General features: G+C 58.8%; 19 protein-coding genes. 11 read left to right on the top strand and 8 right to left on the bottom strand.

The window, feature by feature from the left end:
- Nucleotides 1-119: 119 nt before the first annotated feature.
- The 6 genes from hisC to ABNH18_RS00315 form a co-directional block, all read right to left on the bottom strand.
- Entirely contained in the window at nt 120-1,247 is a 1,128-nt protein-coding gene (gene hisC / locus ABNH18_RS00340) for a histidinol-phosphate transaminase (protein WP_349380902.1), read from the bottom strand.
- A gap of 65 nt (nt 1,248-1,312) precedes the next feature.
- Nucleotides 1,313-2,614 carry a histidinol dehydrogenase gene (gene hisD, locus ABNH18_RS00335; protein WP_349380901.1) on the bottom strand — a complete coding sequence of 434 codons (1,302 nt, stop codon included), beginning with the start codon at nt 2,612-2,614 and terminating at the stop codon, nt 1,313-1,315.
- A gap of 178 nt (nt 2,615-2,792) precedes the next feature.
- On the bottom strand, nt 2,793-3,437 hold the full coding sequence (gene hisG / locus ABNH18_RS00330; protein ID WP_349380900.1) for an ATP phosphoribosyltransferase: 645 nt from the start codon (nt 3,435-3,437) through the stop codon (nt 2,793-2,795).
- A gap of 17 nt (nt 3,438-3,454) precedes the next feature.
- Nucleotides 3,455-4,717 (bottom strand): UDP-N-acetylglucosamine 1-carboxyvinyltransferase, encoded by a 1,263-nt coding sequence (gene murA / locus ABNH18_RS00325; RefSeq protein WP_349380899.1) that lies wholly within the window; start codon nt 4,715-4,717, stop codon nt 3,455-3,457.
- 55 nt (nt 4,718-4,772) lie between these two features.
- On the bottom strand, nt 4,773-5,027 hold the full coding sequence (locus ABNH18_RS00320; protein ID WP_349380898.1) for a BolA family protein: 255 nt from the start codon (nt 5,025-5,027) through the stop codon (nt 4,773-4,775).
- A 127-nt stretch (nt 5,028-5,154) separates the two neighbouring features.
- Complete coding sequence (locus tag ABNH18_RS00315; protein WP_349380897.1) at nt 5,155-5,811, bottom strand: MlaC/ttg2D family ABC transporter substrate-binding protein; 657 nt, start codon at nt 5,809-5,811, stop codon at nt 5,155-5,157.
- 206 nt (nt 5,812-6,017) lie between these two features.
- Between ABNH18_RS00315 and ABNH18_RS00310 the strand changes: the two genes are divergently transcribed.
- From ABNH18_RS00310 to mgtE, 11 genes are all read left to right on the top strand, one after another.
- Complete coding sequence (locus tag ABNH18_RS00310) at nt 6,018-6,986, top strand: KpsF/GutQ family sugar-phosphate isomerase (RefSeq protein WP_349380896.1); 969 nt, start codon at nt 6,018-6,020, stop codon at nt 6,984-6,986.
- Complete coding sequence (locus ABNH18_RS00305; protein ID WP_349380895.1) at nt 6,987-7,490, top strand: KdsC family phosphatase; 504 nt, start codon at nt 6,987-6,989, stop codon at nt 7,488-7,490. It abuts the gene before it with no gap.
- Entirely contained in the window at nt 7,487-8,044 is a 558-nt protein-coding gene (lptC, locus tag ABNH18_RS00300) for an LPS export ABC transporter periplasmic protein LptC (RefSeq protein ID WP_349380894.1), read from the top strand. The genes ABNH18_RS00305 and lptC overlap by 4 nt, the downstream gene beginning before the upstream one ends.
- The gene (gene lptA / locus ABNH18_RS00295; RefSeq protein WP_349380893.1) at nt 8,019-8,603 is read left to right on the top strand and encodes a lipopolysaccharide transport periplasmic protein LptA; all 585 of its coding nucleotides are present in this window, start codon (nt 8,019-8,021) and stop codon (nt 8,601-8,603) included. The genes lptC and lptA overlap by 26 nt, the downstream gene beginning before the upstream one ends.
- Nucleotides 8,600-9,325, top strand: a complete 726-nt coding sequence (lptB, locus tag ABNH18_RS00290) for an LPS export ABC transporter ATP-binding protein (protein ID WP_349380892.1) — start codon at nt 8,600-8,602, stop codon at nt 9,323-9,325. Before lptA ends, lptB begins: the two co-directional genes overlap by 4 nt.
- Nucleotides 9,326-9,686: 361 nt before the next feature.
- A complete protein-coding gene (locus ABNH18_RS00285; RefSeq protein WP_349380891.1) occupies nt 9,687-11,150 on the top strand; it encodes an RNA polymerase factor sigma-54 in 1,464 nt (487 codons plus the stop codon).
- 39 nt (nt 11,151-11,189) lie between these two features.
- Nucleotides 11,190-11,489 (top strand): ribosome hibernation-promoting factor, HPF/YfiA family, encoded by a 300-nt coding sequence (gene hpf / locus ABNH18_RS00280; protein ID WP_349380890.1) that lies wholly within the window; start codon nt 11,190-11,192, stop codon nt 11,487-11,489.
- 15 nt (nt 11,490-11,504) lie between these two features.
- Nucleotides 11,505-11,978: a PTS IIA-like nitrogen regulatory protein PtsN gene (ptsN, locus tag ABNH18_RS00275; protein WP_349380889.1), complete on the top strand. Its 474-nt coding sequence runs from the start codon at nt 11,505-11,507 to the stop codon at nt 11,976-11,978.
- Nucleotides 11,979-12,084: 106 nt separating this feature from the next.
- Complete coding sequence (gene rapZ, locus ABNH18_RS00270) at nt 12,085-12,945, top strand: RNase adapter RapZ (RefSeq protein ID WP_349380888.1); 861 nt, start codon at nt 12,085-12,087, stop codon at nt 12,943-12,945.
- A 70-nt stretch (nt 12,946-13,015) separates the two neighbouring features.
- Nucleotides 13,016-13,285 carry an HPr family phosphocarrier protein gene (locus tag ABNH18_RS00265; RefSeq protein ID WP_349380887.1) on the top strand — a complete coding sequence of 90 codons (270 nt, stop codon included), beginning with the start codon at nt 13,016-13,018 and terminating at the stop codon, nt 13,283-13,285.
- A 105-nt stretch (nt 13,286-13,390) separates the two neighbouring features.
- The gene (gene mgtE / locus ABNH18_RS00260; RefSeq protein ID WP_349380886.1) at nt 13,391-14,755 is read left to right on the top strand and encodes a magnesium transporter; all 1,365 of its coding nucleotides are present in this window, start codon (nt 13,391-13,393) and stop codon (nt 14,753-14,755) included.
- A 104-nt stretch (nt 14,756-14,859) separates the two neighbouring features.
- Here the strand turns inward: mgtE and ABNH18_RS00255 are convergent, their stop codons facing one another.
- On the bottom strand, nt 14,860-15,606 hold the full coding sequence (locus ABNH18_RS00255; RefSeq protein WP_349380885.1) for a BPSS1780 family membrane protein: 747 nt from the start codon (nt 15,604-15,606) through the stop codon (nt 14,860-14,862).
- A 56-nt stretch (nt 15,607-15,662) separates the two neighbouring features.
- Entirely contained in the window at nt 15,663-17,018 is a 1,356-nt protein-coding gene (gene pmbA / locus ABNH18_RS00250; protein WP_349380884.1) for a metalloprotease PmbA, read from the bottom strand.
- Nucleotides 17,019-17,043 lie beyond the last annotated feature (25 nt).

The raw sequence follows: 17,043 nt of genomic DNA, 5'->3' as shown, positions 1-17,043 counted from the left end.
GTATAAAGTTTAAATGCGGAGAAGCATCGGCTTTACCTGTGAACGCAAGAGGCCGCGCCCAGAGTGTAATCTGGGCGCGGCCTCTTTGCCTCAATGTGATAACACTTATCCCGCGCTTTTCAACTTTCAGCGCCCAGCTTTGCACTCAACCCGTCCAGAGCCGCAATCAATGCCTGATTCTGTTCAGCCGTGCCAACAGTGATACGCAGATAATCAGCAATTCGCTCGGGTTTACCGAAATGGCGCACGATAATGCCTTGCTCGCGCAGCCCTTGGGCCAGGAACGTCCCGCTATGCTGCGGATGTCGGGTAAACAGAAAATTGGCCGCCGACGGCAGGCTTTCAAAGCCCCGCTGTGCAAGCTGCTCATTGAGCCACTCCCGTTGCGTAACCACCTGCTCACAGCCTTTTTCAAACCATTCCTGGTCCTCAAACGCGGCCACCCCGGCGGCAATGGCCAGACGATCCAGTGGATAGGAATTGAAGCTGTCCTTGATGCGGTTCAGACCATCAATCAAGGCCTCATCACCCACTGCCAGCCCGATACGCAAACCGGCCAGGGAACGGGATTTTGACAGGGTCTGGGTGACCAGCAAATTGGGGTAGCGATTTACCAGCGCGATTGCCGTGGCACAGCCCTGCTCCGGGTTGCCGGCAAAGTCGATGTACGCCTCGTCGATCACCACCAGGGATTCCGTATTCGCCTGCAACAGGCGCTCAATGTCACTCAGCGGCAATAGCTTGCCGGTGGGCGCATTGGGATTGGGAAAGATAATACCGCCGTTGGGGCGCGGCTTACCGCCGGCGAGATAGTCATCCACAGCAATGCCCAACTCATCATCGAGCGGTACCGGCTGGTAGTCGATCTGATACAGGCCGCAATAGACCTTGTAGAAGCTGTAGGTAATATCCGGAAACAGCAGCGGCTGATCTTGTTTAAAAAAGGCCATAAACAGGTGCGCCAGCACTTCGTCGGAGCCATTACCGACGAATACCTGCGAGCGTTTGATCTCGTAGCCTTGGCTGGAATAGTAATCGGCGATGGCCTGCTTGAGCAGGCTGCTGTCCGGATCCGGGTACAGCCGCAGCCGGTCATCGGCTTCGGCGCGGATCGCCTCGATCACTTTCGGCGACGGCCCGAGCGGATGCTCGTTGGTGTTCAGCTTTACCAGCTTGTCCATCTTCGGCTGCTCGCCGGGCACATAAGGCTCCAGCCCATGGACGAAGTCGCTCCAGTATTTACTCATAGTGATTCCGCCTGCATGCATCTGGCAACACGCAACACGCGTGAAGGCGTGGTGCGTGAGGCGTGTTAGCGTTTCTTGATTCTATATTCCGCACTGCGCGCGTGGGCTGTCAGGCTTTCGCCGCGGGCGAGAGGAGAGGCGATCCTGGCCAAGGTGTCGGCACCTTCCGCGGAGCAGCCAATCAGTGAGCTGCGCTTCTGGAAGTCATACACACCCAGCGGCGAGGAGAAACGCGCGGTGGCGCTGGTGGGCAGGACGTGATTTGGCCCGGCACAGTAATCACCCAGTGCCTCCGGGGTGTGGCGCCCCAGAAAGATGGCACCGGCATGACGAATTTTTTTCGCCCACTGCTCCGCATCATCGATGGATAATTCCAGATGCTCAGAGGCAATGCGGTTGGCGATCTCAATGGCCTGATCCAGATCGTCCACCTGAATCAATGCACCGCGATACTTCATGGATGCACGAATAATGGTTTCACGTTCAAGGGTCGCGGCCAGGGTTTCCATGGACTCGGCAACCTGTTTCAGAAACGCCGCATCCGGAGACACCAGAATTGCCTGGGCTTCCTCGTCGTGCTCCGCTTGCGAAAACAGATCCATGGCGATCCAGTCCGGATCGGTCTTGCCGTCGCAAACCACCAGAATTTCAGAGGGGCCGGCAATCATGTCGATACCCACTTTACCAAATACCTGCCGTTTGGCTTCGGCTACGTAGATATTGCCGGGGCCGACGATCTTATCCACCCCCGGCACAGTCTCAGTACCGTAAGCCAGCGCCGCCACGGCTTGCCCGCCGCCCAAGGTAAAGAGCTTGTCGACCCCGGCGATGGCCGCTGCCGCCAGCACCATGTCATTGATGATGCCGTCCGGGGCCGGCGAAACCATGATGATCTCACCCACGCCCGCCACCTTGGCCGGCAAGGCATTCATCAATACCGAACTGGGGTACGCCGCCTTGCCACCGGGCACATAAATGCCCGCGCGATCCAGCGGAGTCACCTGCTGGCCCAGCAAGGTGCCATCCGCTTCGCGGTAGTGCCAGGAATCCTGTTTCTGCTTTTCATGGTAAAAACGCACGCGCTCGGCGGCGGCCTCCAGCGCCTCACGCTGCTCGGCAGGAATACGCGCCAGTGCCGCCTGCAATTGGTCATGCCCCACCACCAGTTCAGCCATGCTCGCCACGTCACGACGGTCAAAGCGGTTGGTGTATTCCACCAGCGCTGCATCGCCACGCTTGGCCACATCCTTAAGGATGCCGCGCACGCGATCCGCCACTTCTTCATCACGCTCTTCCGACCAAGCGGTTAGCGCGGCGAGCTTGGCATCAAAATCAGCGTCTTGGGCATTTAGCCAGGTGGTTTCCATGATCGGGTACCGGTTAAAAATCAGAATCTATTTTTTACCACAGAGGGCGCAGAATTCACCGAGGGAAAGGCCGGTTTTTTTCTATCACACAGATCAACAAAACCTCTGTTCAACACCACACCCAATAAGTGCGGGCGCCCCACTTTGTGCGCTCTGTGCCCCCTGTGCTGAAAGGCTTTTAACCCGCTTTGCGAGACGCAACCGCCTCGGTCAGCTTGTCCAGAATCGTTTGGATGTCACTGTGACGGGTCTTCATGCTGGCGCGGTTAACGATCACGCGGGTAGAAATGTGGGCGATCAGTTCGGTGGGCTCCAGGCCGTTGGCGCGCAGGGTGTTGCCGGTATCGACGATATCCACAATGCGATCCGCCAGCCCCACCAACGGGGCCAATTCCATGGCGCCGTACAGCTTGATCACTTCTGCCTGCTTACCCTGCTGGGCGTAATACGCCTTGGCCACATTCACAAACTTGGTGGCCACGCGCAAACGGCTGCCGGTATCTGGAGCATCCTTCATGGCTGCTACCATCAGCTTGCAGCGAGCGATGTCCAGATCCACCGGCTCAAATACGCCATCGCCGCCGTGCTCCATGAGCACGTCTTTGCCGGCCACACCAATATCCGCCGCGCCATGCTGTACATAAGGCGGCACGTCCGTGGCACGAATGATGATTATTTTCACATCGTCACGGGTGGTGTCGAAAATCAATTTGCGCGAGGCCGCCGGATCTTCCAGCAGCTCAATGCCCGCCGCTTTCAGCAGCGGCAGGGTGTCCTTGAGAATGCGCCCTTTGGAGAGGGCGATGGTCAATGGCTTACTCATCACAGGTCCCGATCCGATCAGCGTGGTACGCGACGGATAACCGCGCCCAGCGATTGCAGTTTCTCTTCGATGCACTCGTAACCGCGATCAATATGGTAGATGCGGTCTACGGTAGTCTCACCGGACGCGGCCAGTGCCGCGATCACTAGTGAGGCCGAGGCGCGCAGGTCCGTGGCCATCACCGGTGCACCAGTAAGCTGCTCCACACCCCGGCAAATGGCGGTATTGCCCTGCACTTCGATGTCTGCGCCCATGCGGTTCATTTCCTGCACGTGCATGAAACGGTTCTCGAAGATGGTTTCGACAATGGTGCTGGTGCCTTCGGCCACCAAATTCAGAGCCATAAACTGGGCCTGCATATCGGTAGGCATGGCCGGGTATGGGGCGGTACGCAAGGACACAGCCTTCGGGCGGCGCCCTTCCATGTCCAGCTCGATCCAGTCGTCACCGACGGTGATTTTCGCGCCGGCTTCTTCCAGCTTCTGCAACACCGCATCGAGAATGCCCGGCACGGTGTCCTTGGTCTTGATGCGACCACCGGTAATGGCAGCAGCAATCAGGTAGGTGCCGGTTTCGATCCGGTCTGCAACGACCTGATGATGGCAACTGGTAAGGCGCTCCACCCCTTCAATAACAATGGTGTCAGTGCCAGCACCGCTGACCTTGCCGCCCATGGCATTGATGAAATCGGCCAGATCCACCACTTCCGGCTCGCGGGCCGCGTTTTCCAGGTAGGTGGTACCCTCGGCCAGCGCGGCTGCCATCATCAGGTTTTCGGTGCCGGTCACGGTGACCACATCCATGACGATGCGAGCGCCTTTCAAGCGCCCGTCCACGCTGGCATTCACGTAGCCATTGGCCACTTCGATATCCGCGCCCATGGCCTCCAGACCACGCAGGTGGATATCCACCGGGCGCGAGCCAATAGCACAACCGCCAGGCAAGGAAACCGACGCCTTGCCGAAATGCGCAAGCATGGGGCCCAGCACCAGGATCGACGCGCGCATGGTTTTCACCAGCTCGTAGGGGGCGGTCAGCTCTTTGATGGTGGTAGCGTTTACTTCCACATTCATGCGGTCATCGATCACCACATGGACGCCCATCCTGCCGAGCAATTCGATCAGGGTAGTCACGTCCTGCAGGTGCGGCAGATTTCCCACCGTCACCGGCTCATCGGCCAGCAACGTGGCGGCCAGAATCGGCAACGCCGCATTCTTGGCCCCGGAAATACGAATGTCGCCGTCCAGCCGACGGCCGCCGGTGATGATCAATTTATCCATGAACTGTCTCTAGATGATTGCGTTCTTCCAACCCGTTTTCGGCCTGTGGCCGGGGTCAGGACAGGCCCTGATTCTGGGCTTTTTCCCACTCCGCCGGAGTAAAGGCAAGAATCTGCACGGCATGGATGGTGTTGCTTTTAATTTGCTCGTCGATGGTGGCGTACACCAGCTGCTGGCGCTTCACCGGCATCAGGCCAGCAAAGGCCTCTGACACCACACGAATCTGGAACCGATCACCGCCGCCTTCCACTGCCACGTCAGCATTGTCAAAACCGGCTTCGACCAGTGCCTGTACTTCTTCCGGGTTCATTTTTGCTCCTCAGCAGGGCCCTTGGCAGGCCCAAACAGCACTGGAGCGGCCTGTAGCCGCTCCATCAAATCGTCATCAAGGGCATAATAATACGCGAGCACGCGGCCCCTTACCACGGCAGGCGACCTCACTCGCCCTGCTTCGCCTCGTCGATACCGGCATCAATCTTGGCATCCGCAGACCAGTTATCGATCACTTTGTCGATATCGTTGTACTGCTGCATGCCCTGGGCGAACTGGCTCTTGAAGGTATCGCGCAAATCCAGGCCATTCACATACACATTAATGACCTTCCACTGATCATCGCGCAGGAACAGGGTGTAGTAGATCGGCACGACTTGTCCGGAGTTGGTTTTCACCTCCATGCGCACCCGTGCATAGTCACCTTTGCGGTCACCGTCCTGCATGGGCAGGGTCTCGATTTTCTGGCCATCATACAGGGTAATGCCAGACGCATAGGTGTTGATCAGGCTGTTTTTGAACACATCCAAAAAACGGTATTTCTGCTCTTTGCTCGACGGGCCAAAGTAGTCGCCCATCACCATACGGGTGATGCGCTTGAAATCCACCAGATCAGCCAGCTCTTCACGCACCAGCGCCTTGGCCTTGTCCGGGTCCGCTTCGAGCGCCTCGCGCTCCGCCTCGATGCGGGATGTCATGCGTTCCACGGCGTCCGACACCACTTGGCGCGGGTCGCTCTCGGCGTGGGCCAATGTGGCCATCCCTGCCAGCAGAACCACCAGGCCGGCGTGCAGCCACGTTCGAATATACCGTTGCAAATGCATAAATTACTCCCTGTTAGTCTCCGGCGGTTTTACGGTGTTCTTTACCCCCTGTCCAGTCATCAACAGCGGCAACACCGTGAACCTCGATTGTTTTATTGGAGTCACAGAGAACGATACGGTTCCCGCCAGGGAGACTCGATTACCGATTACGGGTCAACGCGAAGGGGCAACCGGTGTATAATCGCCGCCAACGTCAAGGAGAGCGCATGAGTCACAACCATATCAGCGTCGGCCAACGGGTACTGGATATCGAAGCCCGAGCCGTGGATGCCCTGAAAGACAGCCTGGACGCCAGCTTTTCCGCTGCCTGCGACCTGATGCTGAATGCCAAAGGCCGAGTGATCGTCACCGGCATGGGCAAAAGCGGGCATGTGGGCAGTAAACTGGCCGCCACCCTGGCCAGCACCGGCACGCCCTCTTTCTTTGTGCATCCCGGCGAAGCCTCCCATGGCGACCTCGGCATGATCACCCCGGACGATGTGGTACTGGCGCTCTCCAATTCCGGCGAAACCGCCGAAGTGCTGGCCATTTTGCCGGTCATCAAGCGCAAGGGCACTCGCCTCGTCGGCATGACCGGCCGCCCGCAATCCGCGCTGGCCCAACTCTCTGATGTACACCTGACCGTGGCGGTCACGGAAGAGGCCTGCCCCCATAACCTGGCGCCCACCTCGTCGACCACCGCGGCCCTGGCCATGGGCGACGCCCTGGCCATCGCCCTGCTGGAAGCGCGCGGCTTCACCCCGGAAGACTTCGCCCTCAGCCACCCCGGTGGCAGCCTGGGCCGGCGCCTGCTGTTGAAAGTGGATGACATCATGCATGCCGGCGAGCAACTCCCCCTCGTCAGCGCCACCACCTCACTCAGCGAAGCCCTGCTGGAGATGACCCATAAAGGTTTGGGCATGACCGCCGTCACCAACGACGACGGCACCCTCGCCGGGATCTTCACTGATGGTGATTTGCGCCGCATTTTCGACCGGGACATCGATATTCGTCAGGCCACCATTTCCGACGTCATGGTCACCAACCCAATCACCATCGCGCCGGGCCACCTGGCGGCAGAAGCCCTGCAAGTCATGGAAACCCGCAAGATCAACGGGCTGATGGTGTGCGATGAAGCCGGCAAACCCCTCGGCGCCTTCAACATGCAGGACCTGCTGCGCGCGGGGGTGGTGTAAATGCCCATGCAATTTTCATCCATTGATGCCCAGAACCTGCGCCTGATGGCCTTTGACGTGGACGGCGTAATGACCGACGGCCGCTTGCTGTTCGGCCCCCAGGGCGAAGAACTGAAGGTCTTCAATACCCTGGACGGCCACGGACTGAAAAAGCTGGCTGCCAGCGGCGTCACCCTGGCCATTATCACCGGGCGCAACTCCCCCATGGTGGCCAAACGCGCGGCAGATCTGGGCATTGAACACGTCATTCAGGGCCGCGAAGACAAAGGGGTCGCACTAGAAGCACTGGCTGACTCACTGAGCATCGCGGCCCACGAAACCGGCTATGCCGGCGACGACGAACCCGACGTAAGCGCCCTGCTCTGGGCCCGGTTAAGCTTTGCCCCGGCTAACGCCCACGACTGCGCCAAGACTGCGGCCGATCACGTTACCGAGCGCCGCGGCGGCGAAGGGGCAGTACGGGAAATTTGCGATGCTATTCTCGCCCTGCGGAGCCAGGCATGAAACGCCAGGGACTATTAAGCGCAACCGGCATCTTGATGCTGGGGCTGGTCATGCTTATGACCCTCCACGAGTGGGACAGCACCCTTCCCGGCCAGGATAACGCCGTGATGCAGGCGCCGGCGATCATTGCCGACGAGGTGACGGCCCGCGCTTTCAGCGAAAAAGACGGCACCCTGCAATACCATCTCACCGCCAATAACCTGGTGCAGTTTGACCACAATCCGCTCACCGAAATGGAAGCCCCTGTGCTGGTCATGGCCAACGACAAAGGCAGCTGGACCATCACCAGCGATCACGGCACCGTGGAAGAAGACGGCAACCTGATTACCTTTCTCGGCGAGGTCAACGTGGATAACCCCACCCAGAAAGTGAACCTGGATACCGACGAACTGCGCTTCAACAGCGACACCAATATCGCCACCACCCCCGGCGATGTAGAAATGACATTCGACTCCGGCCAAACTCGTGCCGGCGCCCTGGAAGCCGATCTCGACAAGGGCATTCTGAATCTGAAACAAGGAGTAAAGAGTGAGTTTGAAGCACCGGCTTCTTAGCACCCGCCGCCTCGCCACACTGGCATTACTGGCGACGCTGCCTCTAGGCGCTCAGGCCGCCCCCATGGAAGGCCCCATTCAGGTCACGGCAGACAACGGCCGGTTCGAACAGGATGCTGGCAGCGGCCTGTACAGCGGCAACGTGGAATTAATTCAGGGCAAGCGCAAACTATTCGCCGACGAAATGCGCATGTTCACCAAAAATGGTGATTTAGTAAGAGTAGAAGCCACCGGCACCCCGGTACGCATGGAAGAAGGCGAAGGGCTAAATGCCCACGCACAAAACCTGGTCTACGACATCAATGCGCGCACTTTGGTCCTCACCGGCGACGCTTATATCGAGCACCAAGGCAATACCTTTGAAGGCGCCAAGGTAGAATACAGCCTGGATTCCAAGCGCGTGGACGCCAGCAGCGAAGGCGACCAGCGGGTACGCTTGGTGATCCCCGCCGCGAACCAGCCCGGCGAGGCCAGCGAAGACGCCTCCGATAACGAACAAAACACCCCCAGTGAGGACAGCGACACCGCCTCACCCGATGCGGAGCCCAGCACGCCATGAGCCATTTACGCGCCCACCACCTGGCGAAAAGCTACAAGGGCCGCCGGGTCATCGAGGATGTCTCCCTGGACGTGGAAGCCGGCCAAATTGTCGGCCTGCTGGGCCCTAACGGTGCCGGCAAGACCACCTGCTTTTACATGATTGTGGGGCTGGTTGAAGCCGACGCCGGACGCATCGAAATTAATGACGGCGACATCACTCACCTGCCCATGCACGGCCGCGCCCAACGCGGCATTGGTTACCTGCCCCAGGAAGCCAGCATCTTCCGCCGCCTGACGGTGGAAGAAAACATCATGGCGATCCTGGAAACCCGCAAAGAGCTGAGCAAGGCGGAGCGCCACGAGCGCATGGAAAGCTTGCTCAAAGAATTTCACATTGGGCACATTCGTGATTCACAGGGGATGAGCCTGTCCGGGGGCGAGCGGCGCCGTGCCGAAATTGCCCGCGGTCTGGCCACCGACCCGGATTTCATCCTGCTGGATGAACCCTTTGCCGGCGTGGACCCGATTTCGGTCAACGATATCAAAGGCATCATTCGCCACCTGAAAGAGCGCGGCATCGGCGTCCTGATCACCGACCACAACGTGCGCGAGACCCTGGATATCTGTGACACTGCCTATATTGTCAGCGCCGGCCACATCATTGCCTCCGGCGATGCCGACATCATCCTTGCCAACCAGCAGGTGCGGGATGTGTACTTGGGGGCCGATTTCCGACTTTAAAAAAAGCAGTGAAAAGCTCAAAGTGTAAAGTTGAAAGCGCGGGGCAGGCCACTTCCCAACGGCTAGGCCCTGCCCGCGATACCGCCAATGAAACACGGAAAAAATGGCAAAGGCTGGTCGCCAGCTAAAGCCGCGCATCAATTAATCTGTTGAACTTTCAGCTCGCCTCGCACGTCCTCCACCTTAATCGCGGCCACGGCACAATCCCCAACCCCGACGCCCAACCGCGTTTTAACTTTACACTTTGAACTTTCAACTCCACCCAGCCCGTACCACACAAGAACCACTGGCACAAATATTGCTTGCCTTATAGGTAGGCTGCTATTCTCGTGTTTTGGGGATCCACAGAATACCGAGCAGTATGAAACCCACACTACAATTACAAATTGGCCAGCAGCTCACCATGACGCCGCAGCTGCAGCAGGCCATCCGCCTCTTGCAACTGTCCACGCTGGACCTGCGCCAGGAAATCCAGCAGGCCGTGGAGAGCAACCCGCTGCTGGAACTGGCCGACGATTTCGGTGACGACAGCCTGCCTGAACATGACGAAGAACGTCAGGACGAGGAGCTGGACACCGAGCGTGACGACGCCATGGAAGAGCTGGTGCAGGATGAACCCGGCGCAGAAACTGAATGGGATGACGTCTATTCCGGTCAGACCAGCAGCGCCACCGCCTCCCTCCCCGACGACGCCGATGAATGGCAGCAACGCCATGCCGTCTCCGGCAACCTTCAGGACCACCTGCTCTGGCAGCTGAACCTGACCCCCATGAGCGATGTGGACCGCATTATCGCCATCACCATCATCGAATCCCTGGACGACCGCGGTTACATCACCGTACCGCTGGACGACATCGTCGACATGGTGAATGCTCAGCCCGAGCTGCTAACCGAAGGCGATGAACTGGAGCGCGACGAAGTGCTCGCCGTACAGCACCGCCTGCAGCAGTTCGACCCCGTCGGCGTGGCCAGCATCGATCTGGCTGACTGCCTCGGCGTGCAACTGCGCCAGTTACCCGCAGAGACCGCCCTGCGCGACGAAGCCAGCGCGCTTCTGGCCCATCTGGATCTGCTGGAAAAACACGACTACACCGCCCTGCGCCGCACCCTGCAAATCAGCGAAGAGCTCCTGCTGGAGGCCCTTTCCCTGCTACGCACCCTGGATCCTGCTCCCGGCGAACAAATCGGCGAACCCCAGGTAGACTACGCCGTTCCCGACGTAATCGTCCGCCAGCACCAGGGCCGCTGGCAGGTCAGCCTCAACGATGACGTGCTGCCCCGAGTCAACCTGCAGCAGCAATACGCCAGCATCGCCCGCACCACCAGTGGTGAAGACGGGCAATATCTGCGCAATTGCGTTCAGGAGGCCAAATGGTTCATCAAGAGCCTGCAGAGTCGCCACGACACCCTGCTCAAGGTGGCCACCCGCATCGTCGATGTGCAGCAAGGCTTCTTCGATTATGGCGATGAAGCCATGAAACCCCTGGTTCTGGCGGATATTGCCGACGCCGTTGAGATGCACGAATCAACCATCAGTCGGGTCACCAACCAGAAATACATGATGACACCCCGCGGTGTCTTTGAGCTGAAATATTTCTTTTCCAGTCACGTGGGAACCGACGGCGGCGGTGAGTGTTCCTCCACCGCTATTCGTGCCATTATTAAGAAGCTGGTCGCTGCCGAGAATCCCCGCAAGCCGCTCAGCGATAACAAGCTGGCTAGCTTGCTAAATGAGCAGGGAATCAATGTAGCGCGCCGGACCGTCGCCAAATACAGAGAGGCGATGCGAATACCGTCTTCCAGCGCCCGCAAGCGTTTGGTGTAGGGCGCCAGGACGGATCCCAAACAGGTAAAGGAGCCAGCCATGCAAATTAATATCAGCGGTCATCACCTGGATATTACCGATGCCTTGCGTACCTATGTGGGTGACAAATTTTCCCGCCTGGAGCGCCATTTCGATCAGATCACCAGCGTCCAGGTGATTCTCTCTCCGGAACCGAAAACCCATAAAGCCGAATCCACGATTCATATTTCCGGGGCCGATGTCTTCGCCACCGCTGAGGCCGGAGACATGTATGCAGCGATCGACAAGCTGACGGACAAGCTGGACCGCCAGATTCTCAAACACAAGGAAAAGGCCGTCAGCCACAAGCACGGTCACTAACCCAAAGCGACAATTATGCGAGTTCGCGAACTACTGACCCTGGCCCGCACCCATCACGGCGTGCAGGCCAGCAGCAAGAAACAACTGCTGGATCAGGTTGCACAGCTGGCCGCAGCCAGCTGTGACAGCCTCAATGAACAGGAAGTCTTCGATGCCTTGGTGGCCCGGGAAAAACTGGGCTCCACAGGCATTGGCGAAGGCATCGCCATTCCCCATTGCCGGCTCGGACATTGCCAGCAAGCGGTAGGCCTGTTGTTAAAACTGGAAAACCCCATCGATTTCGACGCCGTTGACGGACACCCCGTGGATCTGGTGTTTGTGCTGCTGGTCCCCCAAGACAACCCGGAACAGCACCTCAAGACACTCAGCCACCTGGCCTCACTGTTCAACGACGACAGCTACCGTGCGGAACTGCGTCGCAGCACTGACAATCCGCACCTCTACCAGACTGCAGTAGAGTCCGAAGCGGAGTTGCGGCTGGCGTCATGAAGGAACGCAACACGCTTTCGGGCACCATACAGCACGCCCAAAACACTCCCTCGTCTATCAGTCTTGCGAGCCAACGCACTGCGTGTGGCGTGCGGGCGGTGCAACCATGAAACTCACCATTATCAGTGGCCGCTCCGGGTCCGGGAAAACCACCGCGCTGCAAGCTCTGGAGGACCAGGGTTTTTATTGTGTGGATAACCTGCCCGCCGGCATGTTGCCTACATTGGCGAAACAGTTAAGCGAGGGCGAACCGCCGATTGAGCGGGTTGCCGTGGGTATTGATGCCCGCAACCTCCCCGCCCAGTTACTGGCTTTCGACAACATCCTTGAGGCCCTGAACGAACAGCAGGTGCGCAGTGAAATCATCTACCTGGACGCGGATGACCACACCCTGCAGACCCGCTTCAGCGCCACCCGCCGCCGCCACCCGCTAGGCACTGGCGAACGCTCACTGGCCGACGCGATCGGGCATGAACGGGAACTACTGGCCAATATTCGCCAGCGCGCCGACCTGGTTATCGACAGCAGCAACCACGACGTTCACACCCTGCGTAATCTGATGCGCGAACGGGTGGCCCGCCGTGAAGCCACGTTGTCTCTGCAGCTGGAATCCTTCGGCTTCAAGAATGGCCTGCCCACCGACGCGGACCTGGTGTTCGACGTGCGGGTACTGCCCAACCCGCATTGGCATGCAGACCTGCGCCCGTTCACCGGCAAGGATGACTGCATCATCGATTTCCTCAGCCAACATCAGGCCAGCCACGACATGCTCAAGGATATCGGCGATTTCGTGGAGCGCTGGCTGCCCGCCTTTGCCCACAGCGACCGCAGCTACGTGACGGTCGCCATCGGCTGCACCGGCGGGCGCCATCGTTCAGTCTTCATCACCGAACAGCTGGCACTGGCCCTGCGCGCAAAAGGCATTGCCCTGCAGGTCCGTCACCGGGAACTGCCCCGGGAGCAATAAGCCTGACCCATGATCTGGCAACAGGGATTCTTCATGCCAGACGACTCTCTTTCTGAGCACAAGACACCCGATGATTGAAAAAAAACTCGACGTAATCAACAAACTCGGCCTGCATGCCCGGGCTGCCGCTAAAGTGGTCAGCGTAGCCTCCCGCTACGACAGCAGCATTCTGGTACTGCACAAGAACCAGACCATTGATGCGAAAAGCATCATGGGCCTGCTCATGCTCGGTGCAGCCAAAGGCAGTAGCGTCACTTTCAGGGTAGAAGGCGAAGACGAGCAGCACGCCATGGATGAACTGGAAGATCTGTTCGCCCGCTGCTTCGACGAAGGCGAGTAACCCCCCGGATCACCGGCAAATTTACCACTCTTTACCGCCATCACGCCGGCGACACTTCGGCCTTCACACCGCCTCGTGTAAACTCTCTTCCAGCAAGGAGGAGCCATGCCCGCCGATAGCAGCCGTAGCCAACAGCATTTAAAAGCCATTAATCGCGCCCTGGCCAGTGGTACCTATACTCAGGTACGCCAACTGATCAACAATCTACCCGGCGCTGAAGCCGCGCATTTACTGGAATCGTCCCCGCCACGAGAACGGGAAATTCTCTGGCAGCTGCTACATAAAGATCAGGAATCCGAAGTATTGCAGTACCTGGGCGAAGAAGTCCGGGTGGAGTTACTGCGCGACCTGTCCACCGACGAGCTGGTCTCGTTGGCTGAAGACCTGGATACCGATGACCTGGCCGACTTACTGCAAGAGCTGCCGGACCACGTCACCTCACAAATCATGGCCAACCTGGATGCCCAAAACCGGGAGCGGCTAGAGCATGTACTCAGCTACCCGGAAGACACCGCCGGTGGCCTAATGAACACCGACGTGATCACCGTACGCCCGGAGATCACCTTCGAAGTGGTCCAACGCTATCTGCGCCGCCGCGGCGAAATCCCCCGCACCACCGATAACCTGGCCGTGGTTAACCGGAAAAACCAGTTCATCGGGCTGCTACCACTGACCAAAGTACTGATCAGTGACCCGGGCACCACCGTGCGCGAAGCCATGATTACCGACACGGAATCCATTACCGCCACCCTGCCCGCCCACGAAGTGGCAAAGATCTTCGAACGCCACGATTTGGTAACCGCCCCAGTGGTGGACGAAGACGGCATGCTGGTGGGCCGGATTACCATTGATGACGTGGTGGACGTGATCCGGGAAGAAGCGGACCACTCGCTGATGAGCATGGCCGGCCTGGACGAAGACGAAGACACCTTCGGCTCCGTGTGGCAAACCGCACGCCGCCGGGCGCTATGGCTGGGTATCAACCTGCTCACCGCGCTAGCCGCCTCTGCGGTCATCGGCCTGTTTGAAGCGACTCTGGAAAAAGTGGTGGCACTGGCGATTCTGATGCCCATCGTCGCCAGCATGGGTGGCATTGCCGGCAGCCAGACCCTGACACTGGTAATCCGCGCCATGGCGCTGGGCCAAATTCAGTCCAACAACACCCGCTACCTGCTGTTCAAGGAATTGTCCGTAGGCGCCATCAATGGCCTGCTGTGGGCAACCGTGATCGGCATTACCGCCGGACTCTGGTTCAACGACCCCAATCTCGGTTTGGTGATTGCTGTCGCTATGGTGATCAACCTGGTCATGGCCGCCAGTGCCGGCGCCCTGCTGCCCATCACCATGAAGAAGCTGGGCATCGATCCCGCCTTGGCCGGGTCCGTGGTGCTGACCACCATTACCGACATCGTCGGTTTCTTTGCCTTTCTCGGACTGGCCACGGTGCTGTATGCGCACCTGCTGGTCTGATCGAAACAGAACGAAAACCTGACGCCGATCCGTTTCGGCAAACCCATAAAAAAGGCGCCGTAAAAACGGCGCCTTTTTTATAATCAAACCACTGCCTGCGATGCTTATTCCACAAACAGCTGCTTAAACGATACGTAATACGCACCGGCCAGAATCGGCATCACGAACAACCACCCCAGCAGAATCGGAATCGCCGCCACCACCAGGATCAAGGAGATCACCAGGGTATAAACGATGAAAGGGATGATGTTTTTCAGGCACGCATCCAGGCTTAGCTTCATGGCGTCCACTACCCCTTTCTGCCCCAGGAAGATCAGCGGCACGGCGAAGTAAAACAGAAACATGAAGGCAAACATGGCCAGCGTGGCCAGCAGCCCCAACACCACCATGGCGGCGGTACTGCCGTCACGGCCGAGCAGGAAAAACAAACCACCCAATACGGCACCGGCCACCAGCAACACGACAAATTGCGCTACGGCCGTCATGATCAGCGGATTGGTTCGATCGGAAAACCCGGCAAACAAATCCGAGAAATCAGAACGGTTTTCCGTGTCGATGCGATGAAAGATTTTCACAATGCCGGCATACAACAGCGGCGTCAGCAGCAGCTGGGCAATCGCACCCAAAAACGGAATAATCTGCAAGGCGGAGGTGATCAGCACGGTCACAACCAAGGCGCCCAGTACCACACCCCAATGCCCACTGAGCATGCCATGACCTTTACCAATCCAGCCCATGGCATCACCCACACTGATTTTGCGTGGTGCGATGATGGTGAATTCATTGGCACCGGCTGGCGCCGCGTTAGCCACATCCGATTGCGGCTGTTGATACGGATTCATATCACTCATTCGTTGGTTCCTTCCCTTTCCCAAGTCAAAAATTAATCGAATTACACCGGAAAAAATTACCGGCCGGCAATCTTGATGGGCGACAACAATAAGGACCCACAGGCAATATTGCCGCGATAGTCCACATCCGTGCCGCTACCCTGAATACCCAGCAGCATCTCCCCCAGATGACCGGCAATAGTAAACTCTTGCAGTGCACCTTGTATGACACCGTTCTCAAACCAGAAGCCGCTTGCCCCACGGGAGTAATCCCCGGTGACCAAGTTGATGCCCTGACCCATGACTTCGGTGATCAGAATACCCTTCGGCACCTTGGCCATGAGCGCAGCCAAGGAATCGCCGGTATCGGTGATTCGCACATTGCGCACCCCACCACCATTGCCAGTGGGCGCCATGTCCAAACGCCGGCTGGCGTACAGGCCCAGCGCATACTGCTTGAGAACACCGTCTTCTACAAACGCCTGAGCCCGAGTGGGCAAACCGTCACCATCGAAAGGCGCCGACGCATTGCCTGCCGCCATGTGCGGGTTTTCCGTGAGCTGAAATCCGGCCGGCAGCACGGCCTTACCCAGACAGTCCTGCAAAAAAGAACTGCGACGATAAAGCGCCCCGCCGCTAATCGCAGAGACCAGATGCCCCAACAGGCCCGACGCCACTTCCGGGGCGAAGATCACCGGCAGCTCGCCGGTTTCCGGCACTTGCGCCCCCAACCGGGCCAGGGCGCGCTCACGGGCCTGCTCCCCCACCGCTTCGGCAGACGCCAGGCGATCGCCCACACGCCCTCCGTCATACCAGTAATCGCGTTGCATGCCAGCTTCGTCTTCTGCCACGACACTGCAGACGCGGCTGTGGTGGGTGCCGCGGTAACCGTGCAAAAAACCTTCCGAGGTGGCATAGACCCGCAAGCTGGCGCCACTATTGACGGAGGCACCTTCGGAATTGACGATGCGAGCATCGTCACGGGCCACCGTTTCACAACGCAGCGCTTGCTCAATGGCGGCCTGGGTGTCCATGGCCCAGGGGTGATACAGATCCAGGTCTGTCACTTCCTTTGCCAGGTCTGCTGCTGGCGCCAACCCCGCATAACGGTCTTCCTCGGTGTAACCGGCGATCGCCGTGGCAGCCGCCAGGGTCGCCCGCAAACTGTCGCGGTTATCGTCGGAACTGCTGGCGTGGCCTTTGCGCTGGCCCTTGTACACGGTCACCGAGACACCCCGATCACGGTGGAACTCCACCGTTTCCACTTCGCCCTGACGCACGTTGACCGAATAGCCCTGGGACAGGCTGACCCCCACTTCCGCCGCATCGGCGCCCTGGCGTTTGGCCTCTTCTATCAGCCAGGCTGCAGTATCTTTTGCCTGTTGTAGCTGAGTATTGTCGAGTTCGGCTGTCGTTGGGGAGGAATCAGACATAAAATAGCGGTTCCATTGATGGGTA

The organism is Alcanivorax sp. (assembly GCF_040118815.1).
GTDB lineage: Bacteria > Pseudomonadota > Gammaproteobacteria > Pseudomonadales > Alcanivoracaceae > Alcanivorax.
This window is presented reverse-complemented; position numbering and strand designations above follow the sequence as displayed.